This is a genomic window from Fictibacillus aquaticus, from assembly GCF_002245695.1.
GTDB classification, from domain to species: domain Bacteria; phylum Bacillota; class Bacilli; order Bacillales; family Fictibacillaceae; genus Fictibacillus; species Fictibacillus aquaticus.
On sequence record NZ_NOII01000002.1, the window covers coordinates 1 to 16,351 of the forward strand.

Below are 16,351 nucleotides of genomic sequence, written 5' to 3' on the forward strand. Positions count from 1 at the left end.
TCAACAACTTATCACGGTGCTTAAATAAAGAATGTAAAGCTCCCCTGTCACATAAGAGATTGACAGAATTCAGAGAAGTCGTTGATCTCCGTTTCAGGCGCACGCTTTCCGCGGGGCGTGGCGAAAAGCAGAAACGGCTCGTTCAGCCCCGACAAGCAAAAGGGAAAGGGGCCGGTAAGTCGGTCTCTGACTTATTGGACACTTGCCCTTTTGACCTCGAGGGGCTAGCCGTTTATGCTGGACAGGTGAGCCCCCTCGCCGCTATGCGCCATTGAGTGGTCTCCCCTTCCTGCTTGTCCCGCAGGATAAGGAAGGCAACGTAGCAAGACATCGCACGAAGAAAATGCGAATTTCATTTTCGAGGAGTCGGCACCTTACACTCCAATCAACTTTCTTATAGATGGATTAAAGATGAACTGGCGTATGTAGTGAAAGAACGAGGAAACACCCGACGTAAGATTAATTAGAGGCAATCATGCCGAAACTGCTTACACATTATATTCACAAAACAAGGCTTCGCATGAGTGATTCATGCGAAGCCTTGTTTTTTAACAATTCATTAAGATGCATGCATATAAAGAATGAAAACAATTGAATGTTGTTACATAATGTAGAAACGGTCATACCGCTTCTAATTTACGAGTTGGCATGACCCTCTTGAGGTTTTTATAATTTGTGATGAAAACATGTAGTGATTGGAGCGGAAGGGTGCGAGACTCCTCGAAAATGAACTGCACATTTTCTTCGTGCGATATAACACTGCCGTACCCTTCCTTGTCCTGCGGGACGAGCGGGAAGGTGAGACCCTTTAGGGCGCGTAGCGGCAAAGGGGCTCACCGCACGCCCCGCGGAAAGCTCAGCACCCTGGAGCGGAAATCACCGCACCAAACTTGTGATTTTTAATGACTTTTTCAGATCCATCAAGAATCCCAGCTTTATTTTTTCGCTGTTGCTGTTTGGAATTCAACCGCAACTGTCTTGTCCTTTCCAAGGTGTTCCCTCGCCTTGCCCATAATGGAAACAACCTGCTTTTTGGATAGCTTTTTATCAGCTTTTACGATTACTCTTACTTCTCTTTCCATCGTGTTAACAAGTGCATCATCAAACCCCATCGCTTTAATCAGCGTCTCAAGAGTCGCTTCCTTCATGCCCAATGACTGCAGCTCTGAGATCTTTGCCCACGCTTCCGCCTGAATTTCCGCGCTTGCTGTTGGCGAAGCGACGACAGCTGTGTACTCTTCACTCATCTCATCACGGTGCTCATCACGCTGTAAACGAAGTGCCGTGAACATATCAGCGTCCTCAGTTCCTGATACTGCTGCGTTCTTCTTTTCTGCTTCCTTTTTGCCATTATCCAGGAACGCTGTGCTGTCCGTTCCTCCTGGTGCTGTAATGTAATAGACAGACAGGACGATAATAAGGCTCAGCATCGTTAATAGCCATACAGTTTGCTTTTTTAATAACATGGATTATTCCCCCTTAGCGTTTTTGGGCAGGACCGAGACACGGTTGCTGCCGATATCAAATACTTTTGTGACAGCATCTATAATGACGGCTTTTGTTTTCAGGCTGCCGGCTCCTTCCGCGACAACGATGACCCCTCTTACTCTCGGTTTCTCCGTTGTCACGATAATCGGTTCTTCATTGCTGCCGTTTCGTATAATGACGGTTTTGCTGTCTGTTTTCTTGTCTGAAATTGTACGCTCGCCGCCTTTAGGATCCTTCTCGACAGTGGTCTGCTCTTGTATGCCTTCATCCGTGATAAAATGTCTTGTTTCAGAAGTGTCAAGCTCAACCATCACACTCACGCTGCCGACACCTCGGATTTGTTCGAGGATCTCCTTCAGGTCTTCTTTATACCGATTCTCAAACTCTTGTATGTTTTTTGGCGTCAGTTTTTTTGCCTGTTTGAACACAGGCTGGGAATTCTGCACTTCACCTTCTGCCATGGCCGTTTGAGATGGAACCTTTGGAGGGGATAGCATCTTATTCCCAGCAAGAAGGACAACTCCGAGAACAAACAGCAACAGCATGTATTTTTGCTTGCTTCCTTTTAATTTGCCGCCTTTCAGTAAATCTGCCAGACGGCTGAGAGAGTGCGGCTTATGCTTGATCGCTATTCCCCTCCTTCCTCGATGAGTATGATTTGCTTTTTTTCCATCTGCCATTGGCCGGCCAGCCAGGATGCGAGTTCTTGAGGCAGAAAGCCGTCATCGCTCCCTTGATCCTTGGCACTGCCTGAAACCGTGATGTTCACTTCCTCCACACCTTCAATCGCTGTCTGTCCATCCGCCTTTCCTAAAACGACTCTAGCCGCCGTGATATCCTCATAACTGAACGGACGGCCATCTTTTTTCGGATTGGCTTGCAGCCGCAGGCTCGTAATCGTTAGACCATATGACGACTTCAACTCCTCTTTCACCTTATTTTTTAATGGGACAGCCATTTGCTCTAATATATATGCAGCTTGAGAGGCTTGTATTTCTGTTTTCTTGTTCTCGATCGAGTTTTTTATTTTTTCTTCTTTTTTTTCATCTGCGAGATTCATCGCAGCAAGCACAGAATTCATGTCTGTTTTCATAATCTGCAGAAGCGGCGTTAACATGGCCAGTATCAAAAGCAGTCCGATCACAAGCCGTATATATTTCTGAAACGAACTGTCTGGAAGTAGCATTTCGATGATTCCGGCCAGCAAGATTAGAAGAATGATGTTGGATACCCAACCAGTGAGCAGCTCCATTTTGACCGCCCTCCTATCTGACCATCAAGGTAATGTTTCCTGCAGCCACGATCAATGTGACCGCAAGGAAAAACATGATACATACCGTTGCGAGCGAAGCAAAAATATAAAGGACACTTTTACCGATAATGCTTAGACACTCGATGATTGATCCGCCCCCGAGCGGCTGAAGAATGGCGGCAGCCAGACTGTAAATGAATGCTAACGCCAGTACTTTGATCGCCGGAAAAGCCGCCATGATCAAGAGCATGGCCATGCCTACGATCCCGACCGTATTTTTCAGAAGAACAGAAGCACTCATGACCGTATCGGCTGCATCGGTAAACATGCGTCCCACTACCGGAATAAAGTTTCCTGTCACGAATTTGGCAGCTTTTATAGTAACACCGTCGGTTACTGCGGTTGCCGCTCCTTGAACACTCATAACTGTCAGAAACACGGTGAAAAATAAGGCGAGAGTTCCCGCGGCCACTTTTCTTAGAAGCGAGGCGAGCTGGGAGACTTTATGATGCTCGGACATGGTGGACACGATGCTCAGCAGTGCGGACAGAAAAAGCAGAGGAAGAACAAAGTTTTTCACGAGCAGCCCTGACGTGCTGACGAGGAAAACGATTACAGGATGGAAGAAAGCTGCAGCAGCGATGCTGCCGACGCTTGCCATCAGTGCCAGAAGAAGAGGGAGAAGGGCGATCATAAAGCCCATCATTTCATCGATTGTTTCTTGTGCATAGGTCATGGCTACATGAAAGGAATTCAGCGCAAGTATCACGAGCACAAGGTAGATGACTCCGTATGCTGCTTTGGAAACTGCAGGCTGATTAAACGCGTTCTGCATCGTCTGCAGGAGCATGCTGAAAACAGTCAGGAGAATAAGTGTGCCAAGAAGTTTAGTGTGAACAAACAGCTCATGAAACATATACCTTACAAAGCCACCAGCCCATTGCTTCAAATCGAAATTTTTTTCTCCTTTTACAAATTCCATGAAGCTTCCCTTTTGGCTTTCAGGCAAAAAGCCCCCGTATTCGCTTGCGACCTTCTCCCAATACTCTTTTATTTCATCTATCCCTAAACTCTCAATCTGGCTGTCCGCGATCGACTGGACCGGAGATGCCTGCCCTTCAGCAGAGACAGGGGCCGGTTTAAATAGGCAGAGAATATTAAAAAGCACTGCAAATAATATGAATGTGCGGAAAGACGCCTGTCCCGTTTTAACCAGCCTCCTTTTTATTCTGTCGTGCATACACCTCTAAGCAATCGATCACTCAAGGGATGAGAGCAATAACCGTTTCAATAATGACCGTCATGATCGGTATAGCCATCACAAGAATCAGGACTTTTCCTGCCAGTTCTACTTTAGCGGCAATCGCTGCCTGTCCAGCGTCCCGGATGATATGCGCACCAAATTCTGCAATATAAGCAATGCCGATGATCTTCATGATCGTTCCGACGTATACCATATTCAATCCCGCATTGTCCGCAAGCTTCTGCAGCATGGATAAAATCTGGCCGATCCGGTCGATAAGAAAGATAAATATAATGATGCCTGCCGCCAAGGTTAGAATAAACGCGAAGTTGGCTTTTTGTTCTTTCAAGACGATTGCTAGGAATGTGGCGATAAACCCGAAGCCTACAATTTGGATGATCTCCAACCGCCCCACCTCCTAATTCTGAAACCAGAAGACGCCCTTAACCTTTTGAAAAAGATCATCAAGCATCGACACGACAAGGAGAAGAGCGAAAATAAAACCAAGAAGTGTAACCCAATGGGCGTAATCTTCCTTCCCAATCATTTTAAGAACGGTATGAAGCATGGCAACGACTATTCCCAGCCCCGCTATCTGAAATACGATATTCACTTCAAATCCCATCACAACAAACCTCCTTTCACAGTAAAAGAATCACGATCAGTACTCCTGCCAGAAAACCAACGCTCTTGTACATTTTTTCATACCGTTCCTGAAGGTCCCTCGCTTCTTGCTCTTCTCTTCCTAAGTGCGCAAGAGCCAGCTGTATCTGGCGCTGCTGGTTATCTCTGTCATGACGGCCGAGCGACAAGCCAAATTGATGAAGAATCTCTGTTTCCTTTTTTTCCAGATCAGATTCGTCTGCAAGAGCTTCCACTTCTTCCTGCCAGATCTCGCCGGCACTTTTGTCGCCTTGCTTCATCTTTTGTGAGAGTGAGAGAAAAAAACGCGAAAGTGCCCCGTCCGTCTGTCCTGATAAGTGATAAAATGCATCATCGAGCGGCATCAAGGCATATACAATCTCTGCCTCAAGCGACTGAAGACAGACTTTGATGTGTCTCAGCTGTTTCAGCCTGTTCCTTATCCTGGCTGCCCGGTCAAACCCAAAAACAGTCGTAGCGATAATGACGAATAATGCACCCGTCCAGCTCATGCCATCAGCCCCATCGCCAGGCGGGTCCGGTCATGTCCATACACTCCTTCAACCGTACCTGGACCGTTATTTCTCGATAAAATAACATATCGCTGAAATACAGGTTCAGAAGATAGCTGAAGCATCGCAGGCCGTCTCATTACCTCTTGGATCGACCGGCCATGTGCAGAGAAGATCATCTGAACACCAGCGTTGACCGCTTCATAGATCGCCTCGCTGTCTTCTTTTCTGCCGATCTCGTCAGCGATGATAACCTCTGGGCTCATAGAGCGGATTAGCATCATAATTCCTTCTGCCTTGGGACATGCATCCAGCACATCGACCCTCCTGCCAAATTGATGCTGAGGTACACCTTTGACACAGCCTGCAATTTCAGACCGCTCGTCCACAATGCCTATTTTTGAAGGAGGGATGCTATGCTTCGGCCACCCTGCGCTTATCACTCGTGCCAGATCTCTCAGTATGGTTGTTTTTCCTGTCTGGGGAGGGCCGATGATCAATGTATTCAGCCACTTTCCTTGATAGAGGAAACGGGAGATTTCGCCTGCTATCCCGATTTTTTCTCTGGCAACTCTAATATTGTAGGAGCTGATGTCGCGGACCGCTTTAACTGAACCTTTTTCTGTGATCACCCTTCCAGCTATACCAATGCGGTGCCCGCCGCTGATTGTGATATATCCTCTTTTCAGTTCTTCTTCAAGGGCATAGAGAGAATGGCGGCTGATCCTGCTTAAAAGTGTGACACCTTCTTCTGAAGAAAAAGAATGATAAAGGTCCGGATAATACGGTTTCCCATCGATAATAAACTCAGCAGGCTGTCCGATTCTCAGCCTGATTTCTTCTATAAATTGTTGTGTGTGGTCTGGAACCAGCTTCAGGATATTCAATACTGTATCTGGCAGTACTGCCTTGATTTCTTCCATAACGGATTCTCCTAAAAAGAGATTTGTATTCTAAGTTATGGCTGTAATCGGTGGAATATGACAAGCTGGGGCTCATTGAAATGCTGTAAGGGAGGTGATACGGCTGTATCTCTGCGGAGGAGTTCTAACAAAAAAACACCTCAAGCAGCATGCTGCTTGAGGTGCCAAATTGAAGATTATGCTCGGGAAACGTAATCCCCGTTTCTTGTATCGATAACCAGCTTGTCTCCCTGGTTAATGAAGAAAGGAACTTGAACAGAAAGGCCAGTTTCAAGTACGGCAGTTTTTGACCCGCCAGAAGATGTATCTCCTTTAATGCCTGGCTCTGTTTCTGTAACTTCAAGTTCAACTGTGTTCGGAAGCTCTACCCCGATCGTTTCCCCTTGATAAGTCATGATCTGTACGTTCATATTTTCAAGCAAGAACTTTAGCTCATACTCGATCTGTGCTGCAGAGAGTTCGATCTGCTCGTATGATTCTGTGTCCATAAACGTATACGTGTCCCCGGAATTATACAAATACTGCATACGGCGGTTCTCGATGTGCGCTTTCGCTACTTTCTCTCCGCCTCGGAACGTCTTTTCCTGAATGCCGCCTGTACGAAGGTTGCGAAGCTTAGAGCGTACGAACGCAGCGCCTTTTCCTGGTTTAACGTGCTGAAACTCAAGAACCTGCCAAATACCGTTATCTACTTCAATTGTCAAACCTGTCTTAAAATCGTTTACTGAAATCATGTTCATTTCCTCCTGTTTCTGTTCTATTACCCTATTACTATCAATGACTTATCAGAGTGTGTCAGGGATTCATTGCCGTTTTGTGTGATGAGTGCGTCGTCTTCAATCCGGACACCGCCAAGTCCTGATACATAAATTCCAGGCTCGACAGTAACGATCATGCCCGGCTCAAGGACAGTATCACTTTTAACCGAGAGCGCAGGACCTTCATGCACTTCAAGACCGATTCCATGTCCGGTAGAATGGCCGAAATACTTGCCGTACCCTTTAGCTGCGATATGATCGCGCGTCAGGGCATCTGCTTCCTTGCCCGTTATACCCGGTTTAATTCCCGCCATTCCTTTCATCTGAGCATCTAATACGGTCTGATAAATGTTCTTCAGTTCATCAGATACATCACCTATTGCGACCGTTCTCGTCAGATCTGACACATACCCTTTATAATATGCCCCAAAATCAAGTGTCACGAATTCACCTGTCTCGATCACCTTCTCTGAGGCGACACCATGAGGCAGCGCTGAACGCCATCCAGAAGCGACGATAATATCAAATGATGAAGAAGAGGCACCGCTTTTTCTCATAAAGAATTCAAGCTCATTAGAAACCTCAATTTCTTTCATTCCTGGCTTGATGAATCGTGTAATATGGGCAAATGCCGCATCGGCTATTCCCGCGGCGTCCTTTATCATCTTAATCTCTGAAGTATCCTTTATCAAGCGTAATTTTTCGACCAGCCCGCTTACTGGCACAAGTTCAACCTCAGTACCTTCCAAAGCCTTTTCATACGTTTTATGCAAGGCATACGTAAGTGCATCTTGTTCAAATCCAAGCTTTTTAATCCCCGCAGAGTGAGCAGCTTTGGCAGCTTCTTCCGTAATCGGCGAAGTATGCTCAACGATTTGAAAGTCCTTCGCCTGTTCGCTGGCTTGGTCGACATAGCGGAAATCAGTGACAAGCAGTGCTTCTTTTTCTGAGATGACAAGATTGCCAGAACTTCCTGAAAACCCGCTTAAATAATAACGGTTTGTTTTAGAGGTGACAAGCAGGCCGTCAACCCCGTAATCACGAAAGAGTTCCCTTGCCCGTTCAACTCTGTTCATCTTCATTCCCCCTGTTTTTTATTGCGTAAAGAGCACGTACAGCCAGTTCATAGCCTTCTAGACCGAGTCCTGAGATATGGCCCTTCACAACAGGAGCGATAACGGATTTCTCTCTGAAAGACTCTCTAGCAAAAACATTTGAAATATGTACTTCGATTACCGGGATATCCACACTTGCAATCGCATCGCGTATTGCATAACTATAATGTGTGAAGGCTCCTGCGTTCAGCACGATACCATCGGCTTTGGAAGCGGCTTCATGGATCCAGTCGATCAAATCCCCCTCATGATTGGACTGGCCAAAATAAAGCCTCACATCCATCTCACTTTCCATCTTTTTCAGATTGCCTTCCAGGCCAGAAAGTGTCCCTTTGCCATATATGTGCGGTTCCCTAAGCCCAAGCCTGTTCAGGTTGGGACCGTTTATTACAGCGATCGTCGTCTGCATATGTATCCCCTTTTTCAAAAAAAAAATAGAATGTTTCAAGAAACATTCTATCACAGCGGATATTGTTTGAATAGTTAGGTACTTTGCCCGCCAGATTCAGCCGCGTTCTCGTTCTGCTGGCTTGTCCGCTCCTGGTATTCAAAGGAAATCGAATAGCCGATGAACAATCCATAAAGGATATACAGACAAAGTGTTGTTGAGATTGTATTGATCCCAAGCTTACTGACAGGCTCGAGGTCCGGAAACATCGGCCGCAGGATAAAAAAGACTAGACCCCATAGTGCTGCTCCAAACAGAATGGCCGGAATCATGCCTTTCATTCTCGCAAGGGTGTATCGATAAGCAAAAGCTACAGCTATAGACAGCAAAGCGATCGCGATGATCCCAATCACTTGTCCGAGCCATCCGTTTTTCCAATCTCCAAACGCCCATGGTGCAAGTATGAGTGCTGGCCCTACCTTTGTAAAATTTAAATAGTATGCCATATAACCCAACAGAGGCCAGAGAAGCCCTCCGAAAAATCCTACTCCCGCCACACGTCCGGCAAAAGACACCGGCTCTTCTCTTTTGTTTTGTTCTAGTTTATTTTGGTCCATTACGACACCTCCATTAAAAGCATATCCACATTCACTCTGTTTCTTTCATATTGTTACTTCATCTACTAATATTCTGTGTAATATCTGTATAAAATGGGAAAAATACAATTAAATAGTGCTTCCTAGAGGATTGTGGATGTTTGCTGTACAATATATATAACAACTGCAAAAGAGCCTTTCGAGCTTGCTGAGATCAGGCCGATCAGAAAATGCTCTTATATCAATCACCTGGGGGTAACTATGAGTAATAAACAGCAAGTATATGGAGGTCAAGCGGTCCTTGAAGGGGTAATGTTCGCAGGCAAGCATACAGCCGTGACAGCCGTCAGGCGAAATGACGGCAGCCTCGAATTCTTCGAAGTTAAGAAACAGTCAAACCGCCTGCTTGGCAGATTAAAAAAGATCCCATTTATCAGGGGCTTTGCTGCCATCATTGAAGCTAGCGCAAACGGCACTAAACATCTGAATTTTTCTGCTGAACGTTACGGCGTGGATCCAGGCGAAGAACTGAAAGTGGAAGAAAAGCCATCTAAGGGCACCTTTTATCTCAGCCTCGCCGTAGTCGGTGTCTTATCGTTCCTTTTTGGAAAATTCATCTTCACATTGGTACCGGTTTTCCTGGCTGAGCTGTTCCGTTTTGCCGTTGACAGCCATCTAGGCACCAATCTGCTGGAAGGTTTTTTCAAATTCATCTTGCTCTTATCGTACATTTATATTGTTTCTTTCACACCCGCGATCAGGCAGGTGTTTCAGTACCACGGTGCGGAGCACAAGGTGATAAGCACTTTTGAAGCAAATGAAGCACTGACAGTTGAGAACGTCAGAAAACAGACACGCCTCCACTACAGATGCGGCAGCAGTTTTATTCTTTTCACTGTACTTGTAGGAGTGTTCATCTACCTGCTCGTTCCGTCCGATCCCCTTTGGCAGCGAGTGCTTTACCGAATTGCATTGATCCCGGTCGTACTGGGCGTTTCATTTGAAGTACTGCAGCTGACGAACAAAGCAAGAGAACTGCCGCTCTTAAAATATCTAGGCTATCCCGGACTGTGGCTTCAGCTTCTTACCACTAAAGAACCCGAGGACAGGCAAATCGAGGTAGCCATTGCTTCTTTTCAAGAACTGCTAAAACGGGATGCAGCTTATGACAAGGAAGAGGAAAGTCAGATCGTCTAATAATAGGAGGTGAACCTGTTGCAGAATCGACGAAAAATCCATCCTGTGCTTTGGGGAATCATTTTACTGGCCGTTGTAGGGTTCTTGTATAAGCTCATATCTTCACCTCAAGAACTGTTCACCACGCTGCTCATAACCGCTGGAATCATTGCGGTCCTATATTTTCTGTTTAAACGTTTTTCACCGGGTATGAATTCACCCGACAGCGGAAAGTACCAAAAAGCGGTGCGGCAGTCTAAAAAGCGTTACGGCAGCCAGCCGGCTCCCGCCAAAAAGCCTTCCCTGCTCAGTTCCAAACCTAAAACATCAAGCAGCAAGAAGCGTAAAAAAGAACATAACCTGACAGTTATCGAAGGAAAAAAGAATAAAAAGAAAAACCGGGCAAGCTTTTAAGCTTTTGCCCGGTTTCTTTGTGCCCAATTCGGATAAGGCGGTCTTCCTCCAGCAACCCACCGGCTCAAAAACTCTTCTGCCCTTTCCGCTCCATAATCATACAGTTCCTGCTTAGCCTCCTGCGGCAGCTGAAAATCGACGACCGACACTTGCTTGACAGGCATGAAGATGATGTTCTGAGCATCCTGCTTATCAATATGACGGTTATCATGCGCCTGCATCATCGTCTCGAACAGCGCTTTAAAAAGAACTGCCGCGTTTTTAATGTTATGCTGAGGCATGTGGTCAAAGTTAGAGCTAAGCTGGAATCCAAGGACTGGCCTGACCGAGGTCCGGTCTTTGCGCTGAAACAGCCAGATTGGAAAGTTGCTCAGGACTCCTCCGTCTACAATATAGCTTTTTTGGCCAAGCCGGTTATAAAGCGAAATCGGATAAAAAAAATAGGGAAGACTGCAGCTCATCCTGACCGCTCTAGCAACAGAAAAACGTTCAGGCAGGATGCCGTATTCTTCGAGATCATCAGGAAGCACAACGAGCCTGCCGCGCGAAATGTCTGAAGCGATGATTTTCAGTGTACCCGGAGGTAAATCACTGAACGTCACGATGCCCTTCGCTGCAAGCAGCCCGCCAATCCACCTCTCCAGATAATCACCCTTATAAAGTCCAAGCTTCCAATACAGTTTGATCCAGTTCATGAACGGAACTGGCAGCCACGTTTTTTTGCTGTCCAGAAAAAGTCTGAAATCCGCACTATCAACGATCTGCTTCATTTCATCCGCCCGGTACCCGGCTTTTGCTAGAGCCGCAAGAAGCGCACCTGCGCTCGTTCCCGCCACCCGTTCAAAGATAAGTCCCCTCTTCTCGGCAGCTTCAAGGGCACCGATCAGCGCAAGTGCTTTTATTCCTCCGCCTGAAAAAACACCATCTATTATCATGTTCCGATCTCCTCCCCTACTATCCTAATCCAGGGATGGATGTCCTTATGACAAAGGAAATCCATCAGCTATTCTCAGCTATCAGCCAAGGGATTTCGCGGCGGTGAACGTATGAGCACCGGAAGAACAAGACCAACGAAGGAATTCGCAGGCTATAGCAGCATATTTCGGTGAGCGGCTAGAGTTAAGAAGTTCGAGGCGGTGAAGTTCTGAGGAGCGGAGTGACGAGCAATACTTTCATTTTATCTGCGAGTTGCACCGAGTAATCGCAGGTGCACAGCTGCAGCAGCACCGGAAGAACAAAACCAATGAAGTAATTTGCAGGCTATAGCCGCTCACCATAAAAAAAACAACCATAGCTTATAGCTATGATTGCTCCTGTTCGTTTTTTTGCTGTATGTTCCGGAGTTCCTTTACAGCTTCCGGGTTTTCCTCAAAGAACTGTACAAGGTCGCCGACGCGGTCGATCGCGTTCCAGCTCAGATGATGCTCGATGCCTTCTACATCTTGATAGATGTTTTCTTCATCTACTCCGATTACTTTCAAGAATCCTTCAAGCAGTTCGTGACGGTAAACGAGGCGTTTACCTAGTTTTTTTCCGTTAGGTGTCAGTACAAATCCGCGGTATTTTTCATAAACGACGTATTTCCCTTTATCCAGCTTCTGAATCATTTTCGTCACAGAGGAGGGATGAACTTCGAGGTTTTCCGCAAGGTCTGAAACTCTTGCATATCCCTTTTCTTCAATCAGCGCGTAGATGCGTTCAATATAATCTTCCATGCTCGGCGTTGGCGGCAAAATGTTCACTCCCGGCCTTCTTAGTCTATTTTGAATTTTACTATAGAAACCCGCGGGTGACAAGAAAGCCTGTCTGTCTGCTTACGTAAAATACTCTACCTTTGCTTTAGGGAACATGGTCTCGATGTACTCTTCAACCGTCTCACGCAGTCTCGTCGCCTGGTCGTCCTGATATACATATTTTCCGATACCATAGCGTCCCCATTTGTATTTGCGTTCTTCTTCGTTCATCTCAAGCTTCGATTTCGGATAATTTTTTTCGATGACTTTTTTAGCAGGTTTCGTAAAACGGTGCTGTATGAGCTCAAACGTCATGTTCTCTGTCAGATGCTTAGGTATGCTTGATTCAAGGATCTCAAATAGCTCACGATAGCCCGCTTCCCAGTCTTTATGCAGATATAGCGGAGCCACGATAAATCCGAGCGGATACCCAGCCTCCGCAACCTTGATGGCGGCTTCGATCCTTTTTTCAAGAGGACTCGTGCCAAGTTCAAAGTTTTTGATCACATAATGAGAGTTCACGCTGAACCGGAAACGGGTATGTCCGTTATGCGCCGCATCCAGAAGATGATCTACATGGTGATATTTCGTCGTGAAGCGGAGCAGACCGTGTTCGCTTTGTCCGAAAAACTCGACCGCTTTTTTCAGAGAATGTGTCAGGTGGTCGATTCCGACGATATCAGACGTACACGATGCTTCAAAGCGAGTGATTTCCGGAGCGCGCTCGTACATGTATTTTTCAGCCTGTCCGAAAATATCTTCAAGATTTACATATGTACGCAAATAAGGTTTGCTGCCGAGCGTTGTCTGCAAGTAGCAGTAGTGGCAATGTCCCATACACCCGGTTGCGAGCGGGATCGCATACTCAGCTGAAGGCTTTGAGGAATCAAACTTCAGGGTTTTGCGGATACCGACAACGAGCGTTGATTTTGCCGTGCGGTATTTCTGAAAATCGTTGTCCCCAGGAAGGTCTCTGATTTGATTGTGAGAGGTAGTCTCTCTGATCTCGACTTCCATTTGGCTGAACTTTTCAAAAAGTTCTTTGCCGAGCGGATACTCCAAAGCCCTTGGTTCAAAGTACACGAGCTGCGGCATGAATGGTTTGTTTTCTTTCGCCAACACATACACTCCCTAACATTCTTTAATGTGGTTAGTATGCTCAACTTTATAAAAAGAAACAGGAAAGGTGCGGCGGTCCGCTCCTTTCCTGCTAAGGTATTAATATGAAATTTAAAGTCCGCATTTCAACTGCGTGTTGCAGTTCGTACAGGTGTTGCATCCGCCGATCTCTTTGATCTTGCCTTTGCGGCAGACCGGGCATGTGTTGCCGACTTCGTTGCCGACTGTCACATCTGTGGATCGAAGGTCAGTGATCGTATCAACGAGCACGATCTTTTGCTTCGCTTCCTCAATGCCAAGATCGATCTCCGTCTGCTCGAATGTTTCTTCAGCTTTAAGCGTGAGCACCTGTGCGTCGCGGCTTCCATCAACATAGACTGTTCCGCCTTTTGCGCCTCCTCTATACAATCGCTCGTACACCTTTTGCACTTGATCGACGTTATAGCCTTTAGGCGCGTTTACGGTTTTCGAAATCGAACTGTCCACCCAGCGCTGGATGACGCATTGTGTGTCTGCATGCGCCTCAGGCGAAAGCTCCATCGCAGAAACGAACCAGTCCGGCAGTTCGTCTTCTTTTGCTTCTGGTGTGCGGTCCAAATATTCTTTGACGATATCGGCTTTCACCTCGATAAATTTTCCGAGTCGGCCGCTGCGGAAGTAAGAGAAAGAGAAATAAGGTTCTAGTCCAGTGGAGACTCCGACCATCGTCCCTGTAGATCCAGTAGGTGCGACAGTCAGTAAGTGAGAGTTGCGGATACCGTATTCCTTAATGCCTTCAAGCACATCATCCGGCATCTTTTTCATGTACCCTGTCTCTGTGAACCGGCTGCGAAGCTTCATCGTTTCATTCTCATCTGCACCTACAAGGAAAGGAAAGCTTCCTTTTTCTTTAGCTAGCTCGATTGACGTCCGGTATGCCGTCACGGCAATTGTCTCGAAGATTTCGTCAACAAGCTGATTGCCTTCCTCTGATCCGTACACGGTCTCACAATAGATAAGCAGATCGTGAAGCCCCATCACGCCAAGTCCGACGCGGCGTTCACCTAGTGCCTGCACACGGTTTGGTTCAAGGAAATACGGTGTCGCATCGATTACGTTATCCTGCATGCGTACGCCAGTCTCAACGGTCTGTTTCAGCTTTTCAAAATCAACGGTCTTGTTCTCTTTGTCTGCCATGTTTCCAAGGTTTACAGCAGCAAGGTTGCACACACTATATGGTGCAAGAGGCTGTTCACCGCATGGATTTGTCGCAACAACTTTCTGTCCATAAGCTTTAGCGTTTGTCATGTCGTTTGCGTTGTCGATAAAGAAGATTCCCGGTTCAGCGGAATAAGTGGCGCAGATGTTGATCAAGTTCCACAGCTCGCGTGCCTTGATGCGTTTATAGACACGGATGCCGTACCCTTTTTCTTCCCACTCGCGAACATCGCCGACTTCATGCCACTCACTGTTATAAGCTTCCATCTCTTCCGGTGTGTATGTTTCCACGCTCGGAAAACGTAAATGGTAGTCGCCGTCTTGTTCGACAGCTTCCATGAACTCTTTTGTAATCGTGACAGAAATATTAGCTCCAGTCAGAAACTCCGAGTTGTGCACGGTGTACGTTCCACCGTCTCTCAGCATTCTTTCCGCTTCTTTCACGACATCATTGTCGAAGCCGCCCATTCCCGGGAAATCCTTATAGCGCAGGATGCCCTCGTAGAGAGCGCGCTCTGTCGGTGTAAGCGGAGTGAACTTCAGCTTGTCCTTTGCCACCTGTTTGATCTTTTCATCTTCGGTATTCTCGATCAGATACCGGAGGATTCTTGGATTCTGCATTTTAGAAATAATGAAATCAATGATGTCAGGGTGCCAATCCGCCAGCATGATCATTTGCGCGCCTCTGCGGCTTCCGCCCTGCTCAACCAGGTGCGTCAGCTTCGCGATATCATCGAGCCAGGAAACCGACCCGGATGATTTTCCGTTCACGCCTCGTGCAAGTGCATTTTTCGGCCTTAGCGTCGAACCGTTCGTCCCCACCCCGCCGCCGCGGCTCATGATTTCCATCACTTGCTTGCGGTGGTCAGATATGCCTTCGCGCGAATCCTTCACATACGGCATCACATAACAGTTAAAGTACGTTACATCTGTCTGTGCGCCTGCACCGTACAGTACACGCCCGGCTGGAACAAAGTTCATCTCGGAAAGCTCTTTATAAAACTTCTCGAACGACTCTTGCTGCTTTTCCGGTGTCGTTTCTACTGATGCGAGGCCAGTCGCATTACGTTTGGCGATCTGCTCGTAATACACTTCGAGCGGCTTGTCCATCACATCCAGCGACCGGGTGATCAATCCTGACTCCGCTTCTTCCGGCTTGTCCAGCACTCCCTTGAACTCATCCTCTACTAAAACGACCGCTGTTTTATCATCCCAGTTGATGCTTTGGATATAGCCAAGGCCTCGTGCTGGAAACTTCGGATCTTCTTTGACCGTCAGGACAACAAAATCTCCATCCTTCAATGTCTTTTTTTCTGTATCCTTAAAGCTGTAGCGATCGAGCATGACGAGCTTGGATACACCTTTATGCGTTGTCTTCATATCTGAAGTGACAGGATGCACCTGCGGAAACAGTTCGATATCCTTGTTCAGAGATTCCACGCAAATCCCCTTCTTTTCCTTTACTAGTAAATCCATACGTTTCCTCCTCTATATTCCTATATCTAGTATGCAAATTATCTACCCTTATACTATATATAGGTAAACGCCTTGTCAAAGAAAAAAAATTGTCAAAAATGAAAACCGCACAAAACGATTGAAAAACAAAGGAAATGAGAATAAAAGACACGTTTATTCTGCCATTCGGCTGAATTTAGAGTTTGTAAAAATTGGATGTGTCCTCAGGTCAATAATCTCGCTATTTCACAAATTCTCCTTCTTTTTACCAAAAAAATATTTTGTACTTGACTCTTTTTCTGGTGATTCAGAAAAAGAAAAAACCAGAACCTAATAGGTC

At 46.5% G+C, this 16,351-nt stretch carries 18 protein-coding genes; 2 read left to right on the top strand and 16 right to left on the bottom strand.

Features of this window, described 5'->3' with window-relative positions; all coding sequences use genetic code 11:
* Positions 1 to 935: 935 nt before the first annotated feature.
* The 12 genes from CGZ90_RS07790 to CGZ90_RS07845 all read right to left on the bottom strand — a co-directional run bounded on the left by CGZ90_RS07790 (position 936) and on the right by CGZ90_RS07845 (position 8,938).
* Positions 936 to 1,466: a SpoIIIAH-like family protein gene (locus CGZ90_RS07790; RefSeq protein ID WP_094251830.1), complete on the bottom strand. Its 531-nt coding sequence runs from the start codon at positions 1,464 to 1,466 to the stop codon at positions 936 to 938.
* 3 nt (positions 1,467 to 1,469) lie between these two features.
* A complete protein-coding gene (spoIIIAG, locus tag CGZ90_RS07795; RefSeq protein ID WP_094251831.1) occupies positions 1,470 to 2,168 on the bottom strand; it encodes a stage III sporulation protein AG in 699 nt (232 codons plus the stop codon).
* Positions 2,117 to 2,740 carry a stage III sporulation protein AF gene (gene spoIIIAF, locus CGZ90_RS07800; protein ID WP_094251832.1) on the bottom strand — a complete coding sequence of 208 codons (624 nt, stop codon included), beginning with the start codon at positions 2,738 to 2,740 and terminating at the stop codon, positions 2,117 to 2,119. Before spoIIIAF ends, spoIIIAG begins: the two co-directional genes overlap by 52 nt.
* A 13-nt stretch (positions 2,741 to 2,753) precedes the next feature.
* Positions 2,754 to 3,980 (bottom strand): stage III sporulation protein AE, encoded by a 1,227-nt coding sequence (gene spoIIIAE, locus CGZ90_RS07805; RefSeq protein WP_094251833.1) that lies wholly within the window; start codon positions 3,978 to 3,980, stop codon positions 2,754 to 2,756.
* Between the two features lie 22 nt (positions 3,981 to 4,002).
* A complete protein-coding gene (gene spoIIIAD, locus CGZ90_RS07810; RefSeq protein WP_094251834.1) occupies positions 4,003 to 4,389 on the bottom strand; it encodes a stage III sporulation protein AD in 387 nt (128 codons plus the stop codon).
* A gap of 12 nt (positions 4,390 to 4,401) precedes the next feature.
* Complete coding sequence (gene spoIIIAC / locus CGZ90_RS07815; RefSeq protein ID WP_094251835.1) at positions 4,402 to 4,608, bottom strand: stage III sporulation protein AC; 207 nt, start codon at positions 4,606 to 4,608, stop codon at positions 4,402 to 4,404.
* 16 nt (positions 4,609 to 4,624) lie between these two features.
* The gene (spoIIIAB, locus tag CGZ90_RS07820) at positions 4,625 to 5,137 is read right to left on the bottom strand and encodes a stage III sporulation protein SpoIIIAB (RefSeq protein ID WP_094251836.1); all 513 of its coding nucleotides are present in this window, start codon (positions 5,135 to 5,137) and stop codon (positions 4,625 to 4,627) included.
* Entirely contained in the window at positions 5,134 to 6,060 is a 927-nt protein-coding gene (spoIIIAA, locus tag CGZ90_RS07825; protein WP_094251837.1) for a stage III sporulation protein AA, read from the bottom strand. The genes spoIIIAB and spoIIIAA overlap by 4 nt, the downstream gene beginning before the upstream one ends.
* 176 nt (positions 6,061 to 6,236) lie before the next feature.
* Complete coding sequence (efp, locus tag CGZ90_RS07830) at positions 6,237 to 6,794, bottom strand: elongation factor P (protein ID WP_094251838.1); 558 nt, start codon at positions 6,792 to 6,794, stop codon at positions 6,237 to 6,239.
* A 26-nt stretch (positions 6,795 to 6,820) separates the two neighbouring features.
* Positions 6,821 to 7,894: a M24 family metallopeptidase gene (locus tag CGZ90_RS07835; RefSeq protein WP_094251839.1), complete on the bottom strand. Its 1,074-nt coding sequence runs from the start codon at positions 7,892 to 7,894 to the stop codon at positions 6,821 to 6,823.
* Positions 7,881 to 8,342 (bottom strand): type II 3-dehydroquinate dehydratase, encoded by a 462-nt coding sequence (gene aroQ / locus CGZ90_RS07840; RefSeq protein WP_094251840.1) that lies wholly within the window; start codon positions 8,340 to 8,342, stop codon positions 7,881 to 7,883. Before aroQ ends, CGZ90_RS07835 begins: the two co-directional genes overlap by 14 nt.
* Positions 8,343 to 8,416: 74 nt before the next feature.
* Complete coding sequence (locus CGZ90_RS07845; RefSeq protein WP_094251841.1) at positions 8,417 to 8,938, bottom strand: YqhR family membrane protein; 522 nt, start codon at positions 8,936 to 8,938, stop codon at positions 8,417 to 8,419.
* A gap of 240 nt (positions 8,939 to 9,178) precedes the next feature.
* Here CGZ90_RS07845 and CGZ90_RS07850 point away from each other — a divergent pair, with 240 nt between their 5' ends.
* A complete protein-coding gene (locus CGZ90_RS07850) occupies positions 9,179 to 10,114 on the top strand; it encodes a DUF1385 domain-containing protein (RefSeq protein ID WP_094251842.1) in 936 nt (311 codons plus the stop codon).
* Positions 10,115 to 10,132: 18 nt separating this feature from the next.
* Complete coding sequence (locus CGZ90_RS07855) at positions 10,133 to 10,507, top strand: SA1362 family protein (protein ID WP_094251843.1); 375 nt, start codon at positions 10,133 to 10,135, stop codon at positions 10,505 to 10,507.
* Here the strand turns inward: CGZ90_RS07855 and CGZ90_RS07860 are convergent.
* The 4 genes from CGZ90_RS07860 to CGZ90_RS07875 form a co-directional block, all read right to left on the bottom strand.
* Positions 10,504 to 11,442, bottom strand: a complete 939-nt coding sequence (locus tag CGZ90_RS07860; protein ID WP_094251844.1) for a patatin-like phospholipase family protein — start codon at positions 11,440 to 11,442, stop codon at positions 10,504 to 10,506. The two genes, CGZ90_RS07855 and CGZ90_RS07860, sit on opposite strands and share 4 nt — an antisense overlap.
* Before the next feature lie 366 nt (positions 11,443 to 11,808).
* Positions 11,809 to 12,222 (bottom strand): transcriptional regulator MntR, encoded by a 414-nt coding sequence (mntR, locus tag CGZ90_RS07865; RefSeq protein WP_094252439.1) that lies wholly within the window; start codon positions 12,220 to 12,222, stop codon positions 11,809 to 11,811.
* 99 nt (positions 12,223 to 12,321) lie between these two features.
* Positions 12,322 to 13,335 (bottom strand): spore photoproduct lyase, encoded by a 1,014-nt coding sequence (gene splB, locus CGZ90_RS07870; RefSeq protein ID WP_094252440.1) that lies wholly within the window; start codon positions 13,333 to 13,335, stop codon positions 12,322 to 12,324.
* A 135-nt stretch (positions 13,336 to 13,470) separates the two neighbouring features.
* Complete coding sequence (locus CGZ90_RS07875; protein WP_094251845.1) at positions 13,471 to 16,032, bottom strand: vitamin B12-dependent ribonucleotide reductase; 2,562 nt, start codon at positions 16,030 to 16,032, stop codon at positions 13,471 to 13,473.
* Positions 16,033 to 16,351 lie beyond the last annotated feature (319 nt).

Excerpts from the sequence above, each read along its gene's own strand:
- CGZ90_RS07850 (WP_094251842.1), top strand. The coding sequence starts at position 9,179 with ATGAGTAATAAACAGCAAGTATATGGAGGTCAAGCGGTCCTTGAAGGG.
- spoIIIAA (WP_094251837.1), bottom strand. The coding sequence starts at position 6,060 with ATGGAAGAAATCAAGGCAGTACTGCCAGATACAGTATTGAATATCCTG.
- spoIIIAC (WP_094251835.1), bottom strand. The coding sequence starts at position 4,608 with ATGGGATTTGAAGTGAATATCGTATTTCAGATAGCGGGGCTGGGAATA.
- CGZ90_RS07790 (WP_094251830.1), bottom strand. The coding sequence starts at position 1,466 with ATGTTATTAAAAAAGCAAACTGTATGGCTATTAACGATGCTGAGCCTT.
- spoIIIAB (WP_094251836.1), bottom strand. The coding sequence starts at position 5,137 with ATGAGCTGGACGGGTGCATTATTCGTCATTATCGCTACGACTGTTTTT.
- spoIIIAE (WP_094251833.1), bottom strand. The coding sequence starts at position 3,980 with ATGCACGACAGAATAAAAAGGAGGCTGGTTAAAACGGGACAGGCGTCT.
- spoIIIAF (WP_094251832.1), bottom strand. The coding sequence starts at position 2,740 with ATGGAGCTGCTCACTGGTTGGGTATCCAACATCATTCTTCTAATCTTG.
- CGZ90_RS07835 (WP_094251839.1), bottom strand. The coding sequence starts at position 7,894 with ATGAACAGAGTTGAACGGGCAAGGGAACTCTTTCGTGATTACGGGGTT.
- efp (WP_094251838.1), bottom strand. The coding sequence starts at position 6,794 with ATGATTTCAGTAAACGATTTTAAGACAGGTTTGACAATTGAAGTAGAT.
- CGZ90_RS07860 (WP_094251844.1), bottom strand. The coding sequence starts at position 11,442 with ATGATAATAGATGGTGTTTTTTCAGGCGGAGGAATAAAAGCACTTGCG.
- CGZ90_RS07845 (WP_094251841.1), bottom strand. The coding sequence starts at position 8,938 with ATGGACCAAAATAAACTAGAACAAAACAAAAGAGAAGAGCCGGTGTCT.
- mntR (WP_094252439.1), bottom strand. The coding sequence starts at position 12,222 with ATGGAAGATTATATTGAACGCATCTACGCGCTGATTGAAGAAAAGGGA.
- splB (WP_094252440.1), bottom strand. The coding sequence starts at position 13,335 with ATGCCGCAGCTCGTGTACTTTGAACCAAGGGCTTTGGAGTATCCGCTC.
- CGZ90_RS07875 (WP_094251845.1), bottom strand. The coding sequence starts at position 16,032 with ATGGATTTACTAGTAAAGGAAAAGAAGGGGATTTGCGTGGAATCTCTG.
- spoIIIAG (WP_094251831.1), bottom strand. The coding sequence starts at position 2,168 with ATGGCAGATGGAAAAAAAGCAAATCATACTCATCGAGGAAGGAGGGGA.
- aroQ (WP_094251840.1), bottom strand. The coding sequence starts at position 8,342 with ATGCAGACGACGATCGCTGTAATAAACGGTCCCAACCTGAACAGGCTT.